Raw genomic sequence first — 16461 nt, forward strand, 5'->3', positions numbered from 1 at the left:
CGCAGAAGATCCTTTCCCGCGCAGATGTTCCCCTCTCCCCGCGTGCGGGGAGTGGGTGCCGAAGGCGGGTGAGGGGCGAACGAAGAGGCGACGTACAACGCGCCCGTACTGTTGCCAGAGGCGCGGCCGCGACGACACATCCCGCGTGCCCGACCATCGCGCCCGCCCCTCATCCGCCCTCCGGGCACCTTCTCCCCGCAAGCGGGGCGAAGGGAAAAACATTCATCGCGCGCCTGAACGTCGCGAACGCCTGGCGAGCCCCCTCCGCCTCACATTGAGCCTTGTACACCGGCCTCGGAGCCCGGCGATGGAGCCCGGAGCTCCGTCGATGGGGCTCGGAATGCCAACGATCGAGCTCTCCCATGCCATCAATGGAGTTCGGGAGCTCCATCTGTCTCACATTGAGCTCCATCCGCGAGGCCCGGAAAGCCATCGATGGCACTCGGAAGGCGATGGGATGGCTTTCAGAGTCCCATCGATGGACCTCGGCAGCTCCATCGTTCTCACATTGAGCTCCACCCGCGAGGCTCGGAGAGCCATCGATGGCACTCGGAATGCGATGGGATGGCTTTCGGAGCTCGATCGATGGAGCTCGGGAGCGCCATCTGTCTCACATTGAGCGCCATCTGCGAGGCTCGGAACGCCGTTGATGGGATTCGGCGCTCCATCGTGCTCACATCGAGCCTCGCCTGCGCGCCTTCGACAGGCAACGCAGGCTTACGGCAGCCGCAGCGTCGCCAGCAGCGGGAAGTGGTCGGACGGATAGCGTCCGCCCCAGCGCGTGGTGATCGAGGCGATCGATTCCAGCTGCACGCCGCGGACGAAGACCCAGTCGATGCGCTTGTCGGCGTTGCCCGTGAACCCATGGAACGTCGCTTCACTGCCTTCCACCCGCGGCGCGGTGGTCCACGCATCCTGCAGCGTCTGCGCAAGCACGGCGTGCACCTGGCTGTCCGGCGCGGTGTTGAAGTCGCCAGTCAGCACCACCGGCACGTCGTCCGGCAGCGTGGCCAGGCGGCGCGCGATGGCCTGCGCGCCCTTCACCCGCGCGGCTTCGTCCTGATCGCGGTATGGCAGGTGGGTGTTGAACAGGTAGAAGCGCTTGCCGTCGCTGCGCTGCTCGAACAGCGCCCAGGTCACCATGCGCGGATAGAGATGGTTCCAGGTGATGCTGCCCGGCACGTCGGGCGTATCGGACAGCCAGAAGTCGCCGGACTCGACCACCTTCAGGCGGTCCTTCCGGTAGAACACGCCCATGTGCTCGCCGCCGCCATCGGCATTGCGACCGCGACCGAACCACGCGTACGCCGGCAATTCGCGCGCCAGGTACTCGGCCTGCGCCTTCACCAGTTCCTGCAGGCCGATCACGTCGGGCTGCTGCTCGCGCAGCATGCGTACCGCCAGCGGCTTGCGTGTTTCCCAGTAGTCCACGCCATCGCTCTCCGCGGGCAGGCGGATGTTGAAGCTCATGATGCGCAGCGGGGCGTCGGCGGCGAGCGCCTGCCACGGCAACAGGCAGGCCAGCAGGAGGATGAGTAAGCGAGGGATCACGGGCATCTCCGCGAAACGGGCGGCCATTGTCGCGCAGACCGCAGGGCATGAACGTGGCACGAATCCCGTTGTAAGGCCCCTAGGCGGAACGGACGGACTCCGGCACGATGCGGTCAGCCGTTCGAGGACATCGCGATGTCGGTGCTCACCCTGGTGTTCCTGCTGCAGGCGCTCGATTCGCCCCTCGCGCCGCCCGCTGCCCCCACGCATGACGCGACCATCGCGTGCGTGATCGCGCGCCTGAAGCCTTTCGCCAGTCCGTATGGCATCCAACAGGCATGGCCGAAGATGCACTACTGGCCACGCGAGCTCCAGCAATCACTCGGAACACCCTTGTCGGACATGGGCCATGTCGCCGACGGGTATCAGCAGTTCCTGCATGTCGATGCGCGAGCGCGCGCGGTCTATGTGGTCGAACAGGGCGGCTTCGCGGGCACGATCAAGGTGTATGGCCCGTTGCCGCTGCCGCGCTGCGCACCCGCTGCGGAAACGCCGCCGCTCTGAAGGCCGGCGGCGCGCCAGGGATCACGCCGAGCGGCGCTGCCCGCCATGCCTTCCTTCCGCGATCTCCTCCACCAGCTTGGCGCAGAACGCGGGCAGATCCTCCGGTGTGCGGCTGGTGACCAGGCCCTTGTCGACGATGACTTCGTCGTCCTTCCAGTTCGCGCCCGCATTCTCCAGGTCCTTGCGGATGTTGGGCACCGAGGTAACGGTGCGGCCACGCAGCACGTCGGCGTTGGCGAGCACCCACGGGCCGTGGCAGATCGCACCGACCGGCTTGCCGGCTTCGAAGAAGCCGCGGGTGAAGGCCAGTGCCTGGTCGTCCACGCGCAGGGCGTCCGGATTGAACAGCCCCCCGGGAATGACGAGCGCGTCGTAGTCCTTGGCGGAGACTTCGGACAGCACATGATCCACGTCCACCTGGTCGCCCTTGTCGAAGTGCTTGAAGCCCTGGATGCGTCCGCTATCGAGCGAGACGATGTCGACCTGCGCGTGGTGCGACTGCAGTACGCGCATCGGTTCGGTCAACTCGGATTGCTCGAAGCCGTCGGTGGCGAGGATGGCGACGCGTTTTCCCGTCAGATGGCTCATGGGAAGGCTCCCGTATGAATGAGATACCACGGTAGCGTGCGCTACGCGCACGGCATGCGAAGGAATCGTTGCCATCGTGTCAACGCGCGTAGTCGATGTGCTCCAATGCCTCATCTGTTCATGGAAGCGCACTCATGCCCCGTCGCATGGTTGTCGTGTTACGCAGCGTGGCGGCGTGCGTCGTGTCGCTCTACGCGTTGCCTCTGGTCAACCAGATCGGCGGTGAACTCGCAGCGGCGCTGCGCCTGCCTTCCGGCGGTGACGCGCGGCTGGCCTACGACCTGCTGTGGGTCGTCATGGCCGGCGTGGCCGGCAGCATGCTGATGGTCGGTGTGGCGGCAGTCGCGAAGACCGCGCACGCCTGGGTGTTCCTCGCGTTGTACCTGGCCCTCGGCGTGACCCTGGTCTGGCTCGCGTGGGAAGACTTCCCGCGCTGGTTCACCCTCGCCTGCCTGCTGACCTTGCCCTTGCAGGTGTGGCTGGGCTGGTGGTTGGCGTGGGGACGTCGGCGCGCCACGCGCGCGGATACGTGAGGCTCAGGACTGCGCTTCGCCCACAGAAGTGTTCCACCTCAGCGCCGCGGCCACGCCGCCAGCAACGCCCACAACCCGCCGATGCCGGCGATCCACGCGGAAGCGGGCACGTCGAGCAGGCGTGGCCCACCCGCTTCCAGCGCATACAGCACGGCCGCGACGATCAGCAGGCCCACGCCGAGGATCGCGGCGACGACGCGGCGCTGCAGGCCCTTCATCGTCTGGGTCAGTTCGGTGAGGTCCTTGGACCGCATCGCCAGCTCGTGCCGGCCTTCCACCTGCTGGCTCAGCCATGCATGCACCAGGCGCGGCATGTCCGGCGCGTGGGTCATGATCTCGGGCAGGCGCTTGCGGAACTCCTGCGCGGCGCGTTGCGGGCTGTAGCGCTCCATCAGGATGCGTTCCAGTACCGGCCGCGCCACCGCCCAGATATCGATCTGCGGGTCCAGCTGCCGGCCGACGCCCTCGATGTTGAGCAGGGTCTTCTGCAGCAGGATCAGCTGCGGCTGCAGGGTCAGCTCGTAGCGCTGCGCGGTACGGAACAGCTTGGCCAGCACTTCGGCCAACGAGATCTCGCTGAGCGGGCGGGTGAAATAGGGTTCGCAGACGGCGCGCGCGGCGGCTTCGAGTTCGTCGATGCGGATGTGCGCCGGCATCCATCCCGCCTGCACGTGCAGTTCGGCGATGCGGCGGTAATCGCGGTTGAAGATCGCCATGAAGTTCTCGGCGAGCCAATACTGATCGTCGCGTGAGAGCTGGCCCATGATGCCGAAATCCAGCGCGATGAAGCGCGGATCGGTCTTCCGCTCCGGATCCACCCAGATGTTGCCGGCGTGCGCGTCGGCGTGGAAGAAGTTGTCGCGGAACACCTGCTGGTAGAACACGCGCACGCCCTTGGCGGCGAGTGCCTTGCGGTCGATGCCCGCGGCATCCAGCGCGGCGATGTCGTCGGACGGGATGCCGCGCACGCGTTCCATCGTCATCGCGCGCTCGGCGGTGTGCGACCAGATCACCTCGGGCACGTACAGGTCGGGCGAGTCCGCCCAGTTGCGCCGCAGCAGGCTGGCATTGCCGGCCTCGCGCTGCAGGTCGAGTTCCGCCGCCAGCGTGTTCTCGATTTCGGCGACGATCTCGCGCGGGCGGATCTTGTCGGCGTTCGGATGCGCGCGGTCGACGATGGCCGCGATGCTCTCCAGCAGCGCGATGTCCCCGGCGATCTGCCGGCGGATGTCCGGACGCAATACCTTCACCACCACCTCGCGCCCACCGGGCAGCGTGGCCGCATGCACCTGCGCGATGGACGCGGAGGCCAGCGGCGTGGTGTCGAAATGCTCGAAGGCCTCGATGATCGGCCGGCCCAGCTCCTGTTCCACCAGCGCACGCGCGACATCGCCATCGAACGGCGCCACGCGGTCCTGCAGCAGGGTGAGTTCTTCGGCGATGTCGGGCGGGATGAGATCGCGGCGGGTGGACAGGATCTGCCCGAACTTGACGAAGATGGGCCCGAGTTCCTGCAGCGCCAGGCGCAGTCGCGCACCTCGCGGCTGTGCGGCGATCTCCGCCGATGCACGCGGCACGAACGGGCGGCCCAGCTTCAGCCAGCGCTCGACCGGCGTGCCTTCGAGCAGGTCGTCCAGGCGATAGCGGAGCAGCACGCGGCCGATGCGGCTGGCCCTCAACACCGACTTCATGCGCGGTGCTCCACGCGTGCGGCGAGGCGGCCGATGCGGACGGCCAACCGCTCCACGTCGTCGCGCATGGCATCGACATCGTCATGGAAGGCATTGAGTTCGTCGCGGCCGACCACGTCGCGCGATTCTTCGGTCACGTACTCGGCGGCACTTTCCGCAAGGTTGCCCGCGGCGACGCGGACCTGTTGCAGACCGGTACGTACGGCATTCGCCACCTGCACGCCGATCACGTCACCGAACACCCGGGTGAACGGCAGCGACCAGTCGGGATCGAAGCGCGTGGCCAGCGTCTGCAGGCGGCGTGCGAGCTCGGCGTCGCCGGAGACTTTGACCTTGCCGACCGGGGTCGCGTTGTCGCGACGCAGGAAAGGGAGTTGACCGAGCAGTCCGCCGAGCGTGCTGCGCACGGCGAGATCGGCTTCCAGCACTTCACTGGCCGGACCTACCTGCAGGCGACCACCGCCGACCATGATGTCCATTGCCAGCGGCGGAGCATCGACCACCAGCTGGATGCGGCGGCCTTCGAGAGGACGCAGCGCCGCCGATGTATCGGGATCAAGCGCGATCGCCTGGTTGAGCGCGGCTTCGAGCGCGCGACCGGCGAGGGGTTTCAGGGCATCGAACGGAGACAGGTCCATGCCGCCATTCTAGCGGCAAAGCCTGCATGCCCTGCCCGCCCGTCGGCCTGCTTCATGCAGGCTCGGGGCGGGCTCGATGGCGTCCTGCCATCCCGGCGAGGAGAGACGGTGGAAAGGTCAGACGCGCTTGCCGCGCAACAGCGAGATGATCGCCAGGATCACGAAGACGACGAACAGTACCCACGCGATGTTGGTGGCGGCACCCGCGATGCCGCTGAAACCCAGTACGGCGGCGATGAGGGCGATGACGAAGAAGATGATGGCGTAGCGCAGCATGGAAACTCCTTTGGGCTGTGGCCAGCGATGCAGCCGGTAGTGGCGTGCGCCATGCTGGAACGCGGGGAGTCATCGCCGCGTGATTTCCGCGCGGTGCGATATGGACACGCTTCAGTGTCGTGATTCGGACGTGAAGGTCAGGCGTTCTGCAGGAGGGGCTGCAGCCCCACCTCTCTTACACCAGGGATGCAGTCGCCCTCAGAGGCATCCACTTTCCTGCCGTGCTGCGGCGCGCTCATCGACGCAGGCACGGCACGTTGGTCGAGGCGCGGACTGAAGCCCTTCCTACAACGGATGATCGCGCAGCCAGGCGCGCAGGCGCTCGAACCCTTCTTCCATCGACACGCGCGGTACATAGCCGAAGTCGCGACGTGCGGGTGCCATGTCGTACCAGTGCGCTGTGCTCAGCTGTTCGGCCAGGAAGCGCGTCATCGGCGGCTCGCCTTTCAGTGGCAGCACCGTCCACAGGGCTTCGCACACCGCACCGATGCGATACGCGGCCTTGAAGGACAGGTGCTTCTCGACGCGCGGCGCATGGGCCGATTCCAGCAGCGCGTTGAGCAGCTTGCGCATGGGCCATGGCTCGCCGTTGGAGATGAAGTACGCCTTGCCCGCGCAGGCCGCACCGGGTGCCAGGTGGTCGAAGGCGTCGAAGTGCGCTTGCGCGGCGTTGTCGATGTAGGTGGTGTCGACATGGTTCTCGCCACTGCCGACGATGCGCAGGCGACCGGCGCGGGCACGCGATACCAGTCGCGGCAGGATCTGGTGGTCGCCCGGACCCCAGATCAGGCGCGGGCGCAGCGCGACCGTCGCCAGCGATGCATCGTTGGCGGCGAGCACCGCCTTTTCGGCGATCGTCTTCGTGGTGGCATACGGCGCCTTGAAGCCTTCGCCGTAGGGCACGGTGTCGGCGGTGCCGCCTTCCACCGGATGCGTGGCACGGTGGGTCACGCTGGGCGTTGAGGTGTAGACCAGGCGACCGATGCCGTGCGTGCGACACGCCTCGAGCACGTTCTGCGTGCCGACCACATTGGCGTCGTGGTAGCTCTTGTAGCTGCCCCAGGCCCCGGCCTTCGCGGCGTTGTGGAAAACCGCGTCCACGCCATCGGCGGCATGCATCACCGCATGCGCGTCGGCGAGATCGCCCTGCACCTGGCCCACGCCGAGTTCGCGCAGCACCGGGTAGTAGCCACGGTTGAGGCTGATCACCTCGTGCCCGCGTTCGACCAGGCCACGGCACAGCGCCTGGCCAAGGAAACCACCGCCGCCGGTGACCAGGATCTTCATGCGTGGTGTCCTTGTTGCGTGCGTGCCCATGCCGCCAATGTCTCCCGACCGATCTTGGCGTTGTGGCGGATGTCGACGGGGAAGCCGGGGTGCGGCAGGAAGGTGGCGATGCGCGCGGTGTGCGGATGGCGTGCACCGATGGCGCGCAGCTCGGCCTCCATCTGCGTGCGGTCGGCGCTGGCGCCGGGCTGCAGTTCGTAGCAGAGCACCGGCGATTGGCGTCCGGGCTCGCCAACCCCGACCAGTGCGGTGCGGCGGACCCGCGGATGGGTGTTGAAGATGGGTTCGACCTGCTCGGTGTAGAGCGGGCCGTCGGCGGTCTCGACGCGTTGCGTCTTGCGACCGCAGAACCACAGTCGGCCTTCGCCATCGAACCAGCCCACGTCGCCCATGCGGTGCACGGTGCGTTCGGCACCGTCGGGCAGGGTTTCGCGGATCTTCGCCGCGCGCGTGGCGGCATCGCGACGGAAATAGGTATCGGTGGCGGTGGGGCCGGCGACGGTGATCTCGCCAACTTCGCCGTCGGGCAGCACCTCGACATCGGTCCAGCGTTCGATCGGCGCGTCGGTGATGCGGATGATGCGAACATCGTTCGGCGGCACGGCGCGACCGACGCAGGTGCCGGCACCGGCTTCCGTGTCCACGCGCGTGGCGTCCAGTTCGCGGCCTTCGATGACGGCGACCGGCAGGCATTCGGTGGCCCCGTACGGCGTCCAGAACTGCGCGGTATCCGGCAGCAGCGTACGGATCTTCGCCACGACGTCCGGCGGCACCGGTGCGCCGGCCGAGGTCACGCGCTGCACGCCCGGTAGTGGCGCGCCATGGTCGGCGAGCACCTTCATCAGCGCAGGCGAACCGAACAGCTGGGTGACGCCGAAACGCGCGATGGCCGCGTGCAGTTTGCGCGGATCGGCGCTGGCCGGGCGCGTGGGATCCATGTCCGGGATCACCGAGGTGAGCCCGAGCGCGGGATCGAACAGCGCGAACGGCGGGAACGTGGGCAGGTCGACGCCACCGGGCTGCATGCCGAAGGCGTTGCGCAGCAGTTCGATCTGGGCGACGAAATGGCGGTGGCGGTAGACCACGCCCTTCGGCACGCCGGTGGAGCCGCTGGTGAACAGGATGCCGGCGACATCGTCGGGTGCGGTGGCCGCCAGCTGCGGACCGGCGTCGGCACCGCGCGCCTCGATCTTCGCGAGCGTAGTGCCACCCCACGCCCAGCGCGTGCCGACGGTGACGATCCTCTTCGCGGACTTCGCCCAGCCCAGCACGCAACGCGCGGCCTGCGCCAGCGGGATGCCGATGAAGGCCTGCGGTTCGGCTTCGTCCAGGCACTGCTTCAGCGCGCGCCGGTCGATGCCGGGGTCCACCAGCACCGGCACGGCGCCGGCCTTGAACAGCGCGAACATCAGCAGGAAGAATTCCGGGGTGGGCCGCACCATCACCACGGTGCGGTCGCCGCGACCGATGCCGTACGCACCCAGGCCGGCGGCGATGGCGTCGCTGCGCGCGTCCAGCTGGGCGTAGGTGAGTTCGCGGGTGTAACGTCCGGCGGCGTCGGGACAGCGCATGGCCACGCGGTCGGGCTGCTCGCGGGCCAGCCGGGGCAGGCTGGCGGCGATGTTGCACGGATCGGTCATGCCGCCATTGTCGCCGCTGGACGGTACTTGCGTCAGCCGCCCGGGTTGGCAGAATGCGCGTCCCGCCCGCGCACCGCCGCCAGCCAAGCCCCGATGCATCCCTGCCTGACCTGCGGCGCCTGCTGCGCCCACTTCCGTGTCAGCTTCCACTGGAGCGAGGCGGATCCCGACCAGGGCGGCGTGGTACCGATCGAACTGACCGAGCCGCTGCGGGTGCACGAGCGGGTGATGCGGGGCACCTCCCAGAAGCACCCGCACTGCGTGGCGCTGGATGCCGACATCGGCCGCTACAGCCGCTGCACGATCCACGACCGGCGACCGTCGGTGTGCGCGCTGGTGCCGGCGTCACTGGAGTTCGGCGAGCGCAGCGCGCAGTGCGACAAGGCGCGGTTGGCGCACGGTTTGCCGCTACTGGTGGAGACGGACTGGACGGGCGTGGTGGAAGCGGAGAAGAATCCACTGCCAGAGCTCTAGTCCTTCTCCCCTTGTGGGAGAAGGTGGCGCGAAGCGCCGGATGAGGGGACGCGAGCGCAGCGAGTCGCTCGGACATCCGTCAAATAGAGCAACGGCAAGAGCACCCCTCATCCGCCTTCGGCACCTTCTCCCCGCTGTCGCAGGGAGAAGGGAATACCTCCGTGGGAGATGGGATCAATCCAGCGGATGGCGGTTCAGGAAGTCGCGGATCAGCGGTACCAGGATCTCGTGCCTGTCTTCCAGCACGTAGTGGCCGGCGTCCTCGTAGGCGTGCACTTCCGCATTCGGCAGCGCCGCGCGGAAGCCATCGAGGAAGTGCCTGTCGAACACGAAGTCCTTCAAACCCCAACCCAGGAACGCGGGCCGGTCGGCGAACGACGGCAGCGCCTTGCCGGCGGCTTCGAGCAGCGACCACGCCTTGTCCTTCGGGCCCAGCGGGATGTCCTGCATGAAGCGGATCGTCGAAATGCGGTTCGCCCAGGTGTCGTACGGCGACACGTACGCGCGACGCACATCGGGGGGCATGCGGCGCTCCACGCCGATCCATGAAGCGCCTGCGGAAAACGCGTTGAAGCCGCGGATGATCCACTCGCCGATCTTCCAGTCGCGGCCGAGTGCGATCTGCCAAGGCATCGGCTTGGCTGCCGGCATCGGGAACGCGGCGGTGTTGGTGATGACCAGACGCTTCACCTGCGCCGCATGCGAGAGCGCCCAGCCGAAACCGATCATGCCGCCCCAGTCGTGCACGGCCAGCGTCACCGGGCCGGTGATGCCCAGGTGTTCCAGCAACGCTGCAACATCATCCACGCGCGACTGCAGCGTGTACTCGTAACGGCTGTCGTCGGGCTTGTCCGACAGGCCCATGCCGATGTGGTCGGGCACGATGCAGCGGTAACGCTTGCTAGCAGCGGGGTCCGTCAGCCCGGCCACCAGCGTGCGCCAGTAGTAGCTCCACGACGGATTGCCGTGCAGCATCACCACCACCTCGCCATCGCGCGGGCCTTCGTCGAGGTAGTTCATCGACAGGCCCGGGCGGACCTCGAAGCGCTTCGGATGGGAGGGGTAGCCGGGAAGGTTCATCGCGCGTCGCCGCCGTCAAAGAAAAGGGCCGGCGAACCGGCCCCTGGAATGCGAATGCCGGGTGGGGTTACCACTCCACCTCGGCCATCGTGCAGTTCAGGCCCGAGCCGATGCCGAGCAGGGCGATGCGGTCGCCCTTCTTCAGCTTGCCCAGTTCCTTCAGCTTGCTCAGCACGATCGGCACGCTGGCCGGGCCGATGTTGCCGTGCTCGGTGAAGATGGTCATGACCTTCTTCGGGTCGATGCCGAACGACTTCACGAACGCCTGCGTGTGCGGGCGGCTGACCTGGTGGATGACGAACTGGTCCAGTTCGTCCACCGCCCAGCCCAGTGCGATCTTGGCCGCGGCGAAGGTCTTGGTGGCCAGCTTCATGCCCTCGATCAGCAGCATGCGGGTATCGGTGACCATGCGGTCCAGGTTGCCGCGGCAGAGCTTGTTCCACTCGGTCGCCGAGCGGGTCACGCCACCCTTGTAACGCGGGGCATCCGGCGCCAGCTCGCGGCGCGTCATCACCATCGCCACGGCACCGCAGCCCAGGGTCAGGGCCGCCAGCTCGTCACGGAACTGCTGCTCGGTGACGTCCGGAGCGTTGAGGCGCTCGATGGTCTTGTCGTAGACGAGGTTGGCGGTCTCGCCATCGACGACCAGCGCGTAATCGATCTCGCCGCGTTCCAGCATGCGGGCGGCGATGTCCATGCCGTTGATGAAGGCCAGGCACGCATTGGTCACGTCGAAGGTCTGGCAATGGTCGCTGACGCCCAGGTTGCCGCAGACGATGCTGGCCGTGGACGGCTCCAGGTAGTCGCGGCTGACGGAGGTGTTCACCACCAGGCCGATCTTGTCAGCGCCGATGCCGGCGTCGAGCAAGGCCTTCCGTGCCGCCAGCGTGGCTGCGTCGGAGGCCTGCACATCGTCGTCCCACAGGCGGCGGGCATGCACACCGGCGACGTCGTTCAACACGTCGGTCTTGATGCCCAGGCGGTCGAGCGTGGGCTGGAGGCGGGCGTTGATCTCGTCGGACGTCAGCGTGTGCGGCGCATCGATATGCGCCAGTCCCGCGATGGAGACATTCTTGAAGAGCATCGAGGTTAGCGCCAAGGCTCAGGCAAAGGGGGCCGACAAGGGTACTCACTTCCCGCCTTCACCGCATCTTTACGCAGGATCGCCCTGGGCGCGCGCCATCCTGAACAGTGATGTGCGTCACATTTCATCGGCCGCAACGGAACGCGGCGAAACGCTGCTCGCCGTTGGCCGGATCGCCCAGGGGCTGCAGGGTATCGGCCTGCAGGCCGGGGGCCTCGTTGCGGGCCAGGGTTTCCAGTTCATCGCGCACCCTCAGGGCGTTGCGCTCATAGAAGGCCACGCTGTCCTTGACCGATACCGATACCTCGCCGCGCTTCTCGCAGCCGGCGGGAACGGCGCCCACGCCGACCACGCGGACATCCCGGGCGGTGGGCGCCAGGTGCACCCAGGTGCAGGCGGACAGCAGCACGGTGGAAGCGGCGGCAAGCAGGACGAGTCGCATCGGGATCACCTGGAAAGGGGAGTCGCGGCCATTCTGGCCCACGCGGGATGAATCGCTCCGGGCACGCGCACCGCTCCCCGCGCGGAGGAGCGGTGCCGTTCGGGCCTTACGGCTTCTGTTTGCCGTCGGCATCCAGTTCCACCGCTTCGCCCAGCTGCAGCGCGCGGACCGATTCGCCGACCTTGGACAGGTCACCCACCACCACCCAGGTCAGCGCGGACGGCGACAGGGTGGACGCCGCCCTGGCCACGTCGGCCGCGCCGATCGCTTCGTTGCGGGCCTTGTACTGGACGATGTAGTCGTCCGGCCGGCCGTACCGCTGGTTGGTGGCGATCTGTCCCAGCACGGCGGACGCGGTTTCGTACGCGCCCGGCAGTTCCAGCGTGTTGGCCGCGCGGATCTTGGCGATTTCCTCCGGCTTGGACGGCGCCTGTCCGGTGGCGAACTGGCTGATCTCCTTCTGCAGCTCCTTCATCGAGTCGGCAGTGCGGTCGCTCTGTACTGCGGCGCTGGCCCACCACGGGCGCTGACCAAGCGCATTGCGGGCACCGCTGTACGAGCCGTACGCCCAATGCTTGTCCTCGCGCAGGTTCATGTTGAGGCGGGAGCTGAACTGCCCGCCCAGCACGCCGTTGGCGAAGTCGAAGTCGATGGTGCCGGTGTCACCGGTGGGCGGCACCAGCTGGGCGGCGTAGACGTTGGACTGGATGGCGCCCGGCTGGTCGATCAGGAACACGCGCGGCTTGGTGGCGTTGGCCACCTTGGGCACGGCCGCCAGCTTCGGTGCGTTGGGCGCGGGCTTCCAGTCGCCCAGGCGGGCTTCCAGCAACGGCACGATCTGCGCCAGCGTGGTATCGCCGACCACGGTGATGCGGGCCTGGTCCGGCTGCAGCCAGTCACGATGGAAGGCGACCAGGTCGTCGCGGGTCAGCGAGGCGATCGATGCCTCCGTGCCCGAGCCGGTGAACGGGATGGCATACGGATGGCCGGCGCCATACAGCAGCGGCGGCAACGTGCGCAGCGCGGCGGTCTGCGGGCGCGCCTTCTCCTGCTTGATGCCGGCGATCCAGGTGGCGCGCACGCGCTCGATCTCGGCCGGGGCGAAGGTCGGGCGACGCAACACGTCGGCGAGCAGGTCCAGCGACGGGTCCAGCTTTTCGGTCAGTGCCGACAGGCCCACCGAAGCGCTGTCCAGGCCGGCGCCCGTGGTCAGTTCCGCGCCCAGCGCTTCCTTGCGGGCGGCGAAGTCCAGCGCGCCGTACTTGCCCGCGCCTTCGTCCATCATCTGCAGCGCGAAGCTGGCGGTGCCCAGCTTCTTGCCGACATCGGCGGCGTAACCGCCGGGGAACTCGACGCTGATCTGTACCACCGGCGTTTCATGCCGCTCGGCCAGCGCGACCTGCATGCCGTTGGACAGGGTGGCGCGCTGCACGGCCGGGAACTTCAGGTCCGGGAAGGTCGCGGTCTTCGGCACGCCCTGGCTGCGGTCCACGTCGGTCTTCACCGTCTTGAACTTCGGATCGACCTTGGGTGTGGGGGCCGGCTGCGTGGCGGGCGCGGCGAACACGGTTTCCGGCAGGGCCGAGGCCGGCGTCTCGCTGGGCTGCACGAGGATGGTGTGCGAGGCTCCTGCCAGCCATTTCCTGGCCACCGCCTGCACTTCCGCCGGCGTGGCGTTGGCGAGGATGTCCAACTCTTCCTTGTAGCAATCCGGCGTGCCCTGGTAGACGGCGCACGAGGCCAGTACGTCGGACTTGCCGCCGAAACCGCCGATGCGCTCGATGCCGCGCACGAACGCCGCGCGCCCGGAGACCTTGGCACGCTCCAGCTCTTCGGCTGTCGGGCCCTGGGTGACCAGGCGCTTGAGTTCCTCGTCCAGGGCCTGTTCGACCTTGGCCGGCTCCACGCCTTCCTTCACGGTGGACATCAGGAAGAACGTGCTGCTGATCTCGCTGCTCCACTGGAACGCGCTGGCCTGGTCGGCGATCTTGTCGCCGTGCACCAGGCGGGTGTCGAAGCGCGAGGCCGCGCTGCCGCCCAGCACCTGCGCGAACAGGTCCAGCAGGGTGGCGTCCTTCGTGCCCATCTCCGCCACTGGCCAGGCGCGGTAGACGCGCACCTGCGGCACGCGGTCGGGGATCGTCTCGCGGGTGTCCCTGGCGTGCTTCGGGATGTTGGTTTTCATATCCGCCAGCGTGGCGCTGGCCGGGATGTCGCCGAAGTAACGGGTCACCTTCTCCTTGGCGGTGGCCACGTCGATGTCGCCGGCCAGCACCAGCACGGCGTTGTTGGGGCCGTACCAGCTGCGGAACCAGGTCTTCACGTCATCCAGGGTGGCGGCGTCCAGGTCGGCCATGGAGCCGATGGTCTGCCAGCTGTAGGGATGTCCGGCCGGGTACAGCGCCTCGAACATGCGCGCGAAGATGCGGCGGCCATAGGGTTGGTTCTCGCCCTGGCGCTTCTCGTTCTGCACCACGCCGCGCTGTTCGTCCAGGCTCTTCTGGTCGATGGCGCCCAGCAGGTGGCCCATGCGGTCGGATTCCATCCACAGCGCCATGTCCAGCGCGGTGGTCGGCACGTTCTGGAAGTAGTTGGTGCGGTCCTGGTTGGTGGTGCCGTTCTGGTCGGTGGCGCCGACCAGCTCGAACGGGGTGAAGAACTCGCCGTCATGGTTCTCGCTGCCCTGGAACATCAGGTGCTCGAACAGGTGCGCGAAGCCGGTGCGGCCCGGGGTCTCGTTCTTGCTGCCCACGTGGTACCAGACATTCACCGCCACGATGGGCGCCTTGCGGTCGGTGTGCACGATCACGCGCAGGCCGTTCGGCAGGGTGAACTCTTCATAAGGAATCACGACGTCCGCGCCCGCCGGCTTCGCATGCGTCGACGCCGGCGCGTAGGCCAGTCCCCCGAGCGCGGCGGACAGGGCGATGGCGAGCAGGGCGGCGCGGGGCCGGCGGGAAAGGTGCATCGGACACTCCTTGGAATACTGAATGGGCCTGGAGAACCCCCGATGCTAACCGCCGCCCGCGGTCATTACACTAGGCCACAAGCCATGACGAATGGCTCATCCGCCGCCCAGCTGCGGCCCGCCAATCCTGTTGTGCGGAGGTGCCATGGACCGCAAGCACTGTCTGGTGACCGGGGCCAACCGGGGCCTGGGCCTGGAACTTGTCCGGCAGCTGCTGGCCCGCCATTGCCACGTCATCGCGACCTGCCGGCAGCCCGGCAAGGCCACTGCGCTCAACAGCCTGGCGGGCGAGTACCCCGGCCGCCTGCATGTGCTGCCGCTCGACGTTGCCGACGCCCGCAGCCGCAACCAGCTGCTCCACGAGGTGTCGCTGGTCACCGATGAAGAACCCCTGCACCTGCTGGTGAACAATGCCGGCGTGCTGCGCGGCGGCGAGCGTTTCGGCCACGTGACCGCTGCCGATCTCGACGCCAGCTTCCATACCAACGCCGCCGGCCCGTTCCTGCTGGTGCAGACGCTGGCCGCACGCCTGGCCGAGGGCGGCGTGGTGGCCAATATTTCGTCCGAGGTCGGATCGATCGGCCTTAGGCAGGAATTCCGCACCCCGAGCTATGCCATCGGCAAGGCCGCGCAGAACATGGCCACCTCGCTGTTGTCGCAGGCCCTGGCCGCACGCGGCATCACGGTCGTCGCCCTGCATCCGGGCTGGGTCCGCACCGACATGGGGGGCGACAACGCAGCGCTGTCCGTGCAGGAGTCCGCCACAGGGCTGCTTCATGTGATCGACCATCTAGGCGCAGAAGACAGCGGCCGCTTCCTCGACTGGCAGGGCGCTCCGCTGCCCTGGTAAAGCTGAATGCCGGCTGCGCCGGCGCCAGTGGACCGCAACGGTTCCTGGTTGAACGGCATCCAAACCAGAACACACCGCATTGACCGGGATCGGGCCGAAGCGGCGTGTTCGCAGTCACAACGCACACCCAGGCGCGTCCTGTTGCATGCAGGACGGACACCCGGGCGGACATGCACTCGGACACCGGACACGCAGAACAGAAGCCTAAAGCCCTATTGGATCAATAACTTGCGATTGGCACGGTTTCTGCTCTACCCATAACAAGCCTTCCGCTGTCCGACGTCAACCTGACTGAAACATGAATCAACTCACCGAAACGAACGGTTTTGCTTGATCTGTCTGTCTAGGTGTACTACATTACTACCACACCACACAACAACATCACTACAGAGGCATGACAATGAACACCAAGAACCTCCTCCCGCTGACCGCCGCCGCCGTGTTCGCCCTGTGCGCCGGATCCATGGTCGTTTCCGCCACCCACGCCGACAACAACCGCAACACCGCCGAAGCCACCCACATCGTCAACCTGCCCACTGTCACGGTGAAGCCCGATGCGGCCGACCTGGCCCACTACCTGACCTACAAGGACACCAAGATCGTCGACCTGGCCACGGTCACCGTGAAGCCCAGCGCCGAAGACCTGGCCTACTTCGTTGCCCAGCAGGCAGTGCGCGTGGTCGACATGCCGGTGGTCACCGTGCGTCCGTCCGCCGAGGACATGCAGCAGATCGCGGTGCAGGCGGGCGTGCTGGCCGGCCAGCTGGCTTCGCGCTGATACGCAGGCAACACACCACGCTCCACCTGCGTTTCCACGCAAACCGGCAGCCGCCGGAGTTCCACCGCACCACATGC

General features: G+C 67.5%; 16 protein-coding genes. 5 read left to right on the plus strand and 11 right to left on the minus strand.

Annotated elements, in window-relative coordinates; translation table 11 throughout:
* Positions 1-717 precede the first annotated feature (717 nt).
* Positions 718-1557, minus strand: coding sequence for an endonuclease/exonuclease/phosphatase family protein (locus tag WBN46_RS16205; protein ID WP_337732463.1), 840 nt, complete (start codon positions 1555-1557; stop codon positions 718-720).
* A 129-nt stretch (positions 1558-1686) separates the two neighbouring features.
* Here WBN46_RS16205 and WBN46_RS16210 point away from each other — a divergent pair, with 129 nt between their 5' ends.
* A complete protein-coding gene (locus WBN46_RS16210; RefSeq protein WP_337732464.1) occupies positions 1687-2055 on the plus strand; it encodes a hypothetical protein in 369 nt (122 codons plus the stop codon).
* Positions 2056-2076: 21 nt separating this feature from the next.
* Here WBN46_RS16210 and WBN46_RS16215 read toward each other — a convergent pair whose 3' ends face one another.
* A complete protein-coding gene (locus WBN46_RS16215) occupies positions 2077-2643 on the minus strand; it encodes a type 1 glutamine amidotransferase domain-containing protein (protein WP_337732465.1) in 567 nt (188 codons plus the stop codon).
* A 146-nt stretch (positions 2644-2789) separates the two neighbouring features.
* On the opposite strand from WBN46_RS16215, the gene WBN46_RS16220 reads away from it, so the two are divergent.
* On the plus strand, positions 2790-3176 hold the full coding sequence (locus tag WBN46_RS16220) for a hypothetical protein (RefSeq protein WP_337732466.1): 387 nt from the start codon (positions 2790-2792) through the stop codon (positions 3174-3176).
* Positions 3177-3214: 38 nt separating this feature from the next.
* Here WBN46_RS16220 and ubiB read toward each other — a convergent pair whose 3' ends face one another.
* From ubiB to oleC, 5 genes are all read right to left on the minus strand, one after another.
* Positions 3215-4867: a ubiquinone biosynthesis regulatory protein kinase UbiB gene (gene ubiB, locus WBN46_RS16225; RefSeq protein WP_337732467.1), complete on the minus strand. Its 1653-nt coding sequence runs from the start codon at positions 4865-4867 to the stop codon at positions 3215-3217.
* On the minus strand, positions 4864-5505 hold the full coding sequence (locus tag WBN46_RS16230) for an SCP2 sterol-binding domain-containing protein (protein ID WP_337732468.1): 642 nt from the start codon (positions 5503-5505) through the stop codon (positions 4864-4866). The genes ubiB and WBN46_RS16230 overlap by 4 nt, the downstream gene beginning before the upstream one ends.
* Positions 5506-5622: 117 nt before the next feature.
* Entirely contained in the window at positions 5623-5781 is a 159-nt protein-coding gene (locus WBN46_RS16235) for a DUF1328 domain-containing protein (RefSeq protein ID WP_082563134.1), read from the minus strand.
* A gap of 285 nt (positions 5782-6066) precedes the next feature.
* A complete protein-coding gene (gene oleD / locus WBN46_RS16240; RefSeq protein WP_337732469.1) occupies positions 6067-7068 on the minus strand; it encodes a 2-alkyl-3-oxoalkanoate reductase in 1002 nt (333 codons plus the stop codon).
* On the minus strand, positions 7065-8708 hold the full coding sequence (oleC, locus tag WBN46_RS16245; RefSeq protein WP_337732470.1) for an olefin beta-lactone synthetase: 1644 nt from the start codon (positions 8706-8708) through the stop codon (positions 7065-7067). Before oleC ends, oleD begins: the two co-directional genes overlap by 4 nt.
* A 93-nt stretch (positions 8709-8801) precedes the next feature.
* Here oleC and WBN46_RS16250 point away from each other — a divergent pair, with 93 nt between their 5' ends.
* The gene (locus WBN46_RS16250; RefSeq protein WP_337732471.1) at positions 8802-9182 is read left to right on the plus strand and encodes a YkgJ family cysteine cluster protein; all 381 of its coding nucleotides are present in this window, start codon (positions 8802-8804) and stop codon (positions 9180-9182) included.
* A 174-nt stretch (positions 9183-9356) separates the two neighbouring features.
* Here the strand turns inward: WBN46_RS16250 and WBN46_RS16255 are convergent, their stop codons facing one another.
* From WBN46_RS16255 to WBN46_RS16270, 4 genes are all read right to left on the minus strand, one after another.
* A complete protein-coding gene (locus WBN46_RS16255) occupies positions 9357-10262 on the minus strand; it encodes an alpha/beta fold hydrolase (protein ID WP_337732472.1) in 906 nt (301 codons plus the stop codon).
* A 67-nt stretch (positions 10263-10329) separates the two neighbouring features.
* Positions 10330-11346 carry a 3-oxoacyl-ACP synthase III gene (locus WBN46_RS16260; RefSeq protein ID WP_142122995.1) on the minus strand — a complete coding sequence of 339 codons (1017 nt, stop codon included), beginning with the start codon at positions 11344-11346 and terminating at the stop codon, positions 10330-10332.
* A gap of 124 nt (positions 11347-11470) precedes the next feature.
* Entirely contained in the window at positions 11471-11788 is a 318-nt protein-coding gene (locus WBN46_RS16265) for a DUF4156 domain-containing protein (RefSeq protein ID WP_337732473.1), read from the minus strand.
* A gap of 106 nt (positions 11789-11894) precedes the next feature.
* Positions 11895-14756 carry a pitrilysin family protein gene (locus WBN46_RS16270; RefSeq protein ID WP_337732474.1) on the minus strand — a complete coding sequence of 954 codons (2862 nt, stop codon included), beginning with the start codon at positions 14754-14756 and terminating at the stop codon, positions 11895-11897.
* A 145-nt stretch (positions 14757-14901) separates the two neighbouring features.
* Between WBN46_RS16270 and WBN46_RS16275 the strand changes: the two genes are divergently transcribed.
* Both WBN46_RS16275 and WBN46_RS16280 read left to right on the plus strand, forming a co-directional pair.
* Complete coding sequence (locus WBN46_RS16275; protein ID WP_337732475.1) at positions 14902-15606, plus strand: SDR family oxidoreductase; 705 nt, start codon at positions 14902-14904, stop codon at positions 15604-15606.
* 400 nt (positions 15607-16006) lie between these two features.
* Entirely contained in the window at positions 16007-16384 is a 378-nt protein-coding gene (locus tag WBN46_RS16280; protein WP_337732476.1) for a hypothetical protein, read from the plus strand.
* Positions 16385-16461: the final 77 nt, after the last annotated feature.

The organism is Pseudoxanthomonas sp. CCNWLW251, from assembly GCF_037402255.1.
GTDB lineage: Bacteria > Pseudomonadota > Gammaproteobacteria > Xanthomonadales > Xanthomonadaceae > Pseudoxanthomonas_A.

Coding starts and splice junctions, on each gene's coding strand:
- WBN46_RS16205 (WP_337732463.1), bottom strand. CDS start 1,557: ATGCCCGTGATCCCTCGCTTACTCATCCTCCTGCTGGCCTGCCTGTTG.
- WBN46_RS16210 (WP_337732464.1), top strand. CDS start 1,687: ATGTCGGTGCTCACCCTGGTGTTCCTGCTGCAGGCGCTCGATTCGCCC.
- WBN46_RS16215 (WP_337732465.1), bottom strand. CDS start 2,643: ATGAGCCATCTGACGGGAAAACGCGTCGCCATCCTCGCCACCGACGGC.
- WBN46_RS16220 (WP_337732466.1), top strand. CDS start 2,790: ATGGTTGTCGTGTTACGCAGCGTGGCGGCGTGCGTCGTGTCGCTCTAC.
- ubiB (WP_337732467.1), bottom strand. CDS start 4,867: ATGAAGTCGGTGTTGAGGGCCAGCCGCATCGGCCGCGTGCTGCTCCGC.
- WBN46_RS16230 (WP_337732468.1), bottom strand. CDS start 5,505: ATGGACCTGTCTCCGTTCGATGCCCTGAAACCCCTCGCCGGTCGCGCG.
- WBN46_RS16235 (WP_082563134.1), bottom strand. CDS start 5,781: ATGCTGCGCTACGCCATCATCTTCTTCGTCATCGCCCTCATCGCCGCC.
- oleD (WP_337732469.1), bottom strand. CDS start 7,068: ATGAAGATCCTGGTCACCGGCGGCGGTGGTTTCCTTGGCCAGGCGCTG.
- oleC (WP_337732470.1), bottom strand. CDS start 8,708: ATGACCGATCCGTGCAACATCGCCGCCAGCCTGCCCCGGCTGGCCCGC.
- WBN46_RS16250 (WP_337732471.1), top strand. CDS start 8,802: ATGCATCCCTGCCTGACCTGCGGCGCCTGCTGCGCCCACTTCCGTGTC.
- WBN46_RS16255 (WP_337732472.1), bottom strand. CDS start 10,262: ATGAACCTTCCCGGCTACCCCTCCCATCCGAAGCGCTTCGAGGTCCGC.
- WBN46_RS16260 (WP_142122995.1), bottom strand. CDS start 11,346: ATGCTCTTCAAGAATGTCTCCATCGCGGGACTGGCGCATATCGATGCG.
- WBN46_RS16265 (WP_337732473.1), bottom strand. CDS start 11,788: ATGCGACTCGTCCTGCTTGCCGCCGCTTCCACCGTGCTGCTGTCCGCC.
- WBN46_RS16270 (WP_337732474.1), bottom strand. CDS start 14,756: ATGCACCTTTCCCGCCGGCCCCGCGCCGCCCTGCTCGCCATCGCCCTG.
- WBN46_RS16275 (WP_337732475.1), top strand. CDS start 14,902: ATGGACCGCAAGCACTGTCTGGTGACCGGGGCCAACCGGGGCCTGGGC.
- WBN46_RS16280 (WP_337732476.1), top strand. CDS start 16,007: ATGAACACCAAGAACCTCCTCCCGCTGACCGCCGCCGCCGTGTTCGCC.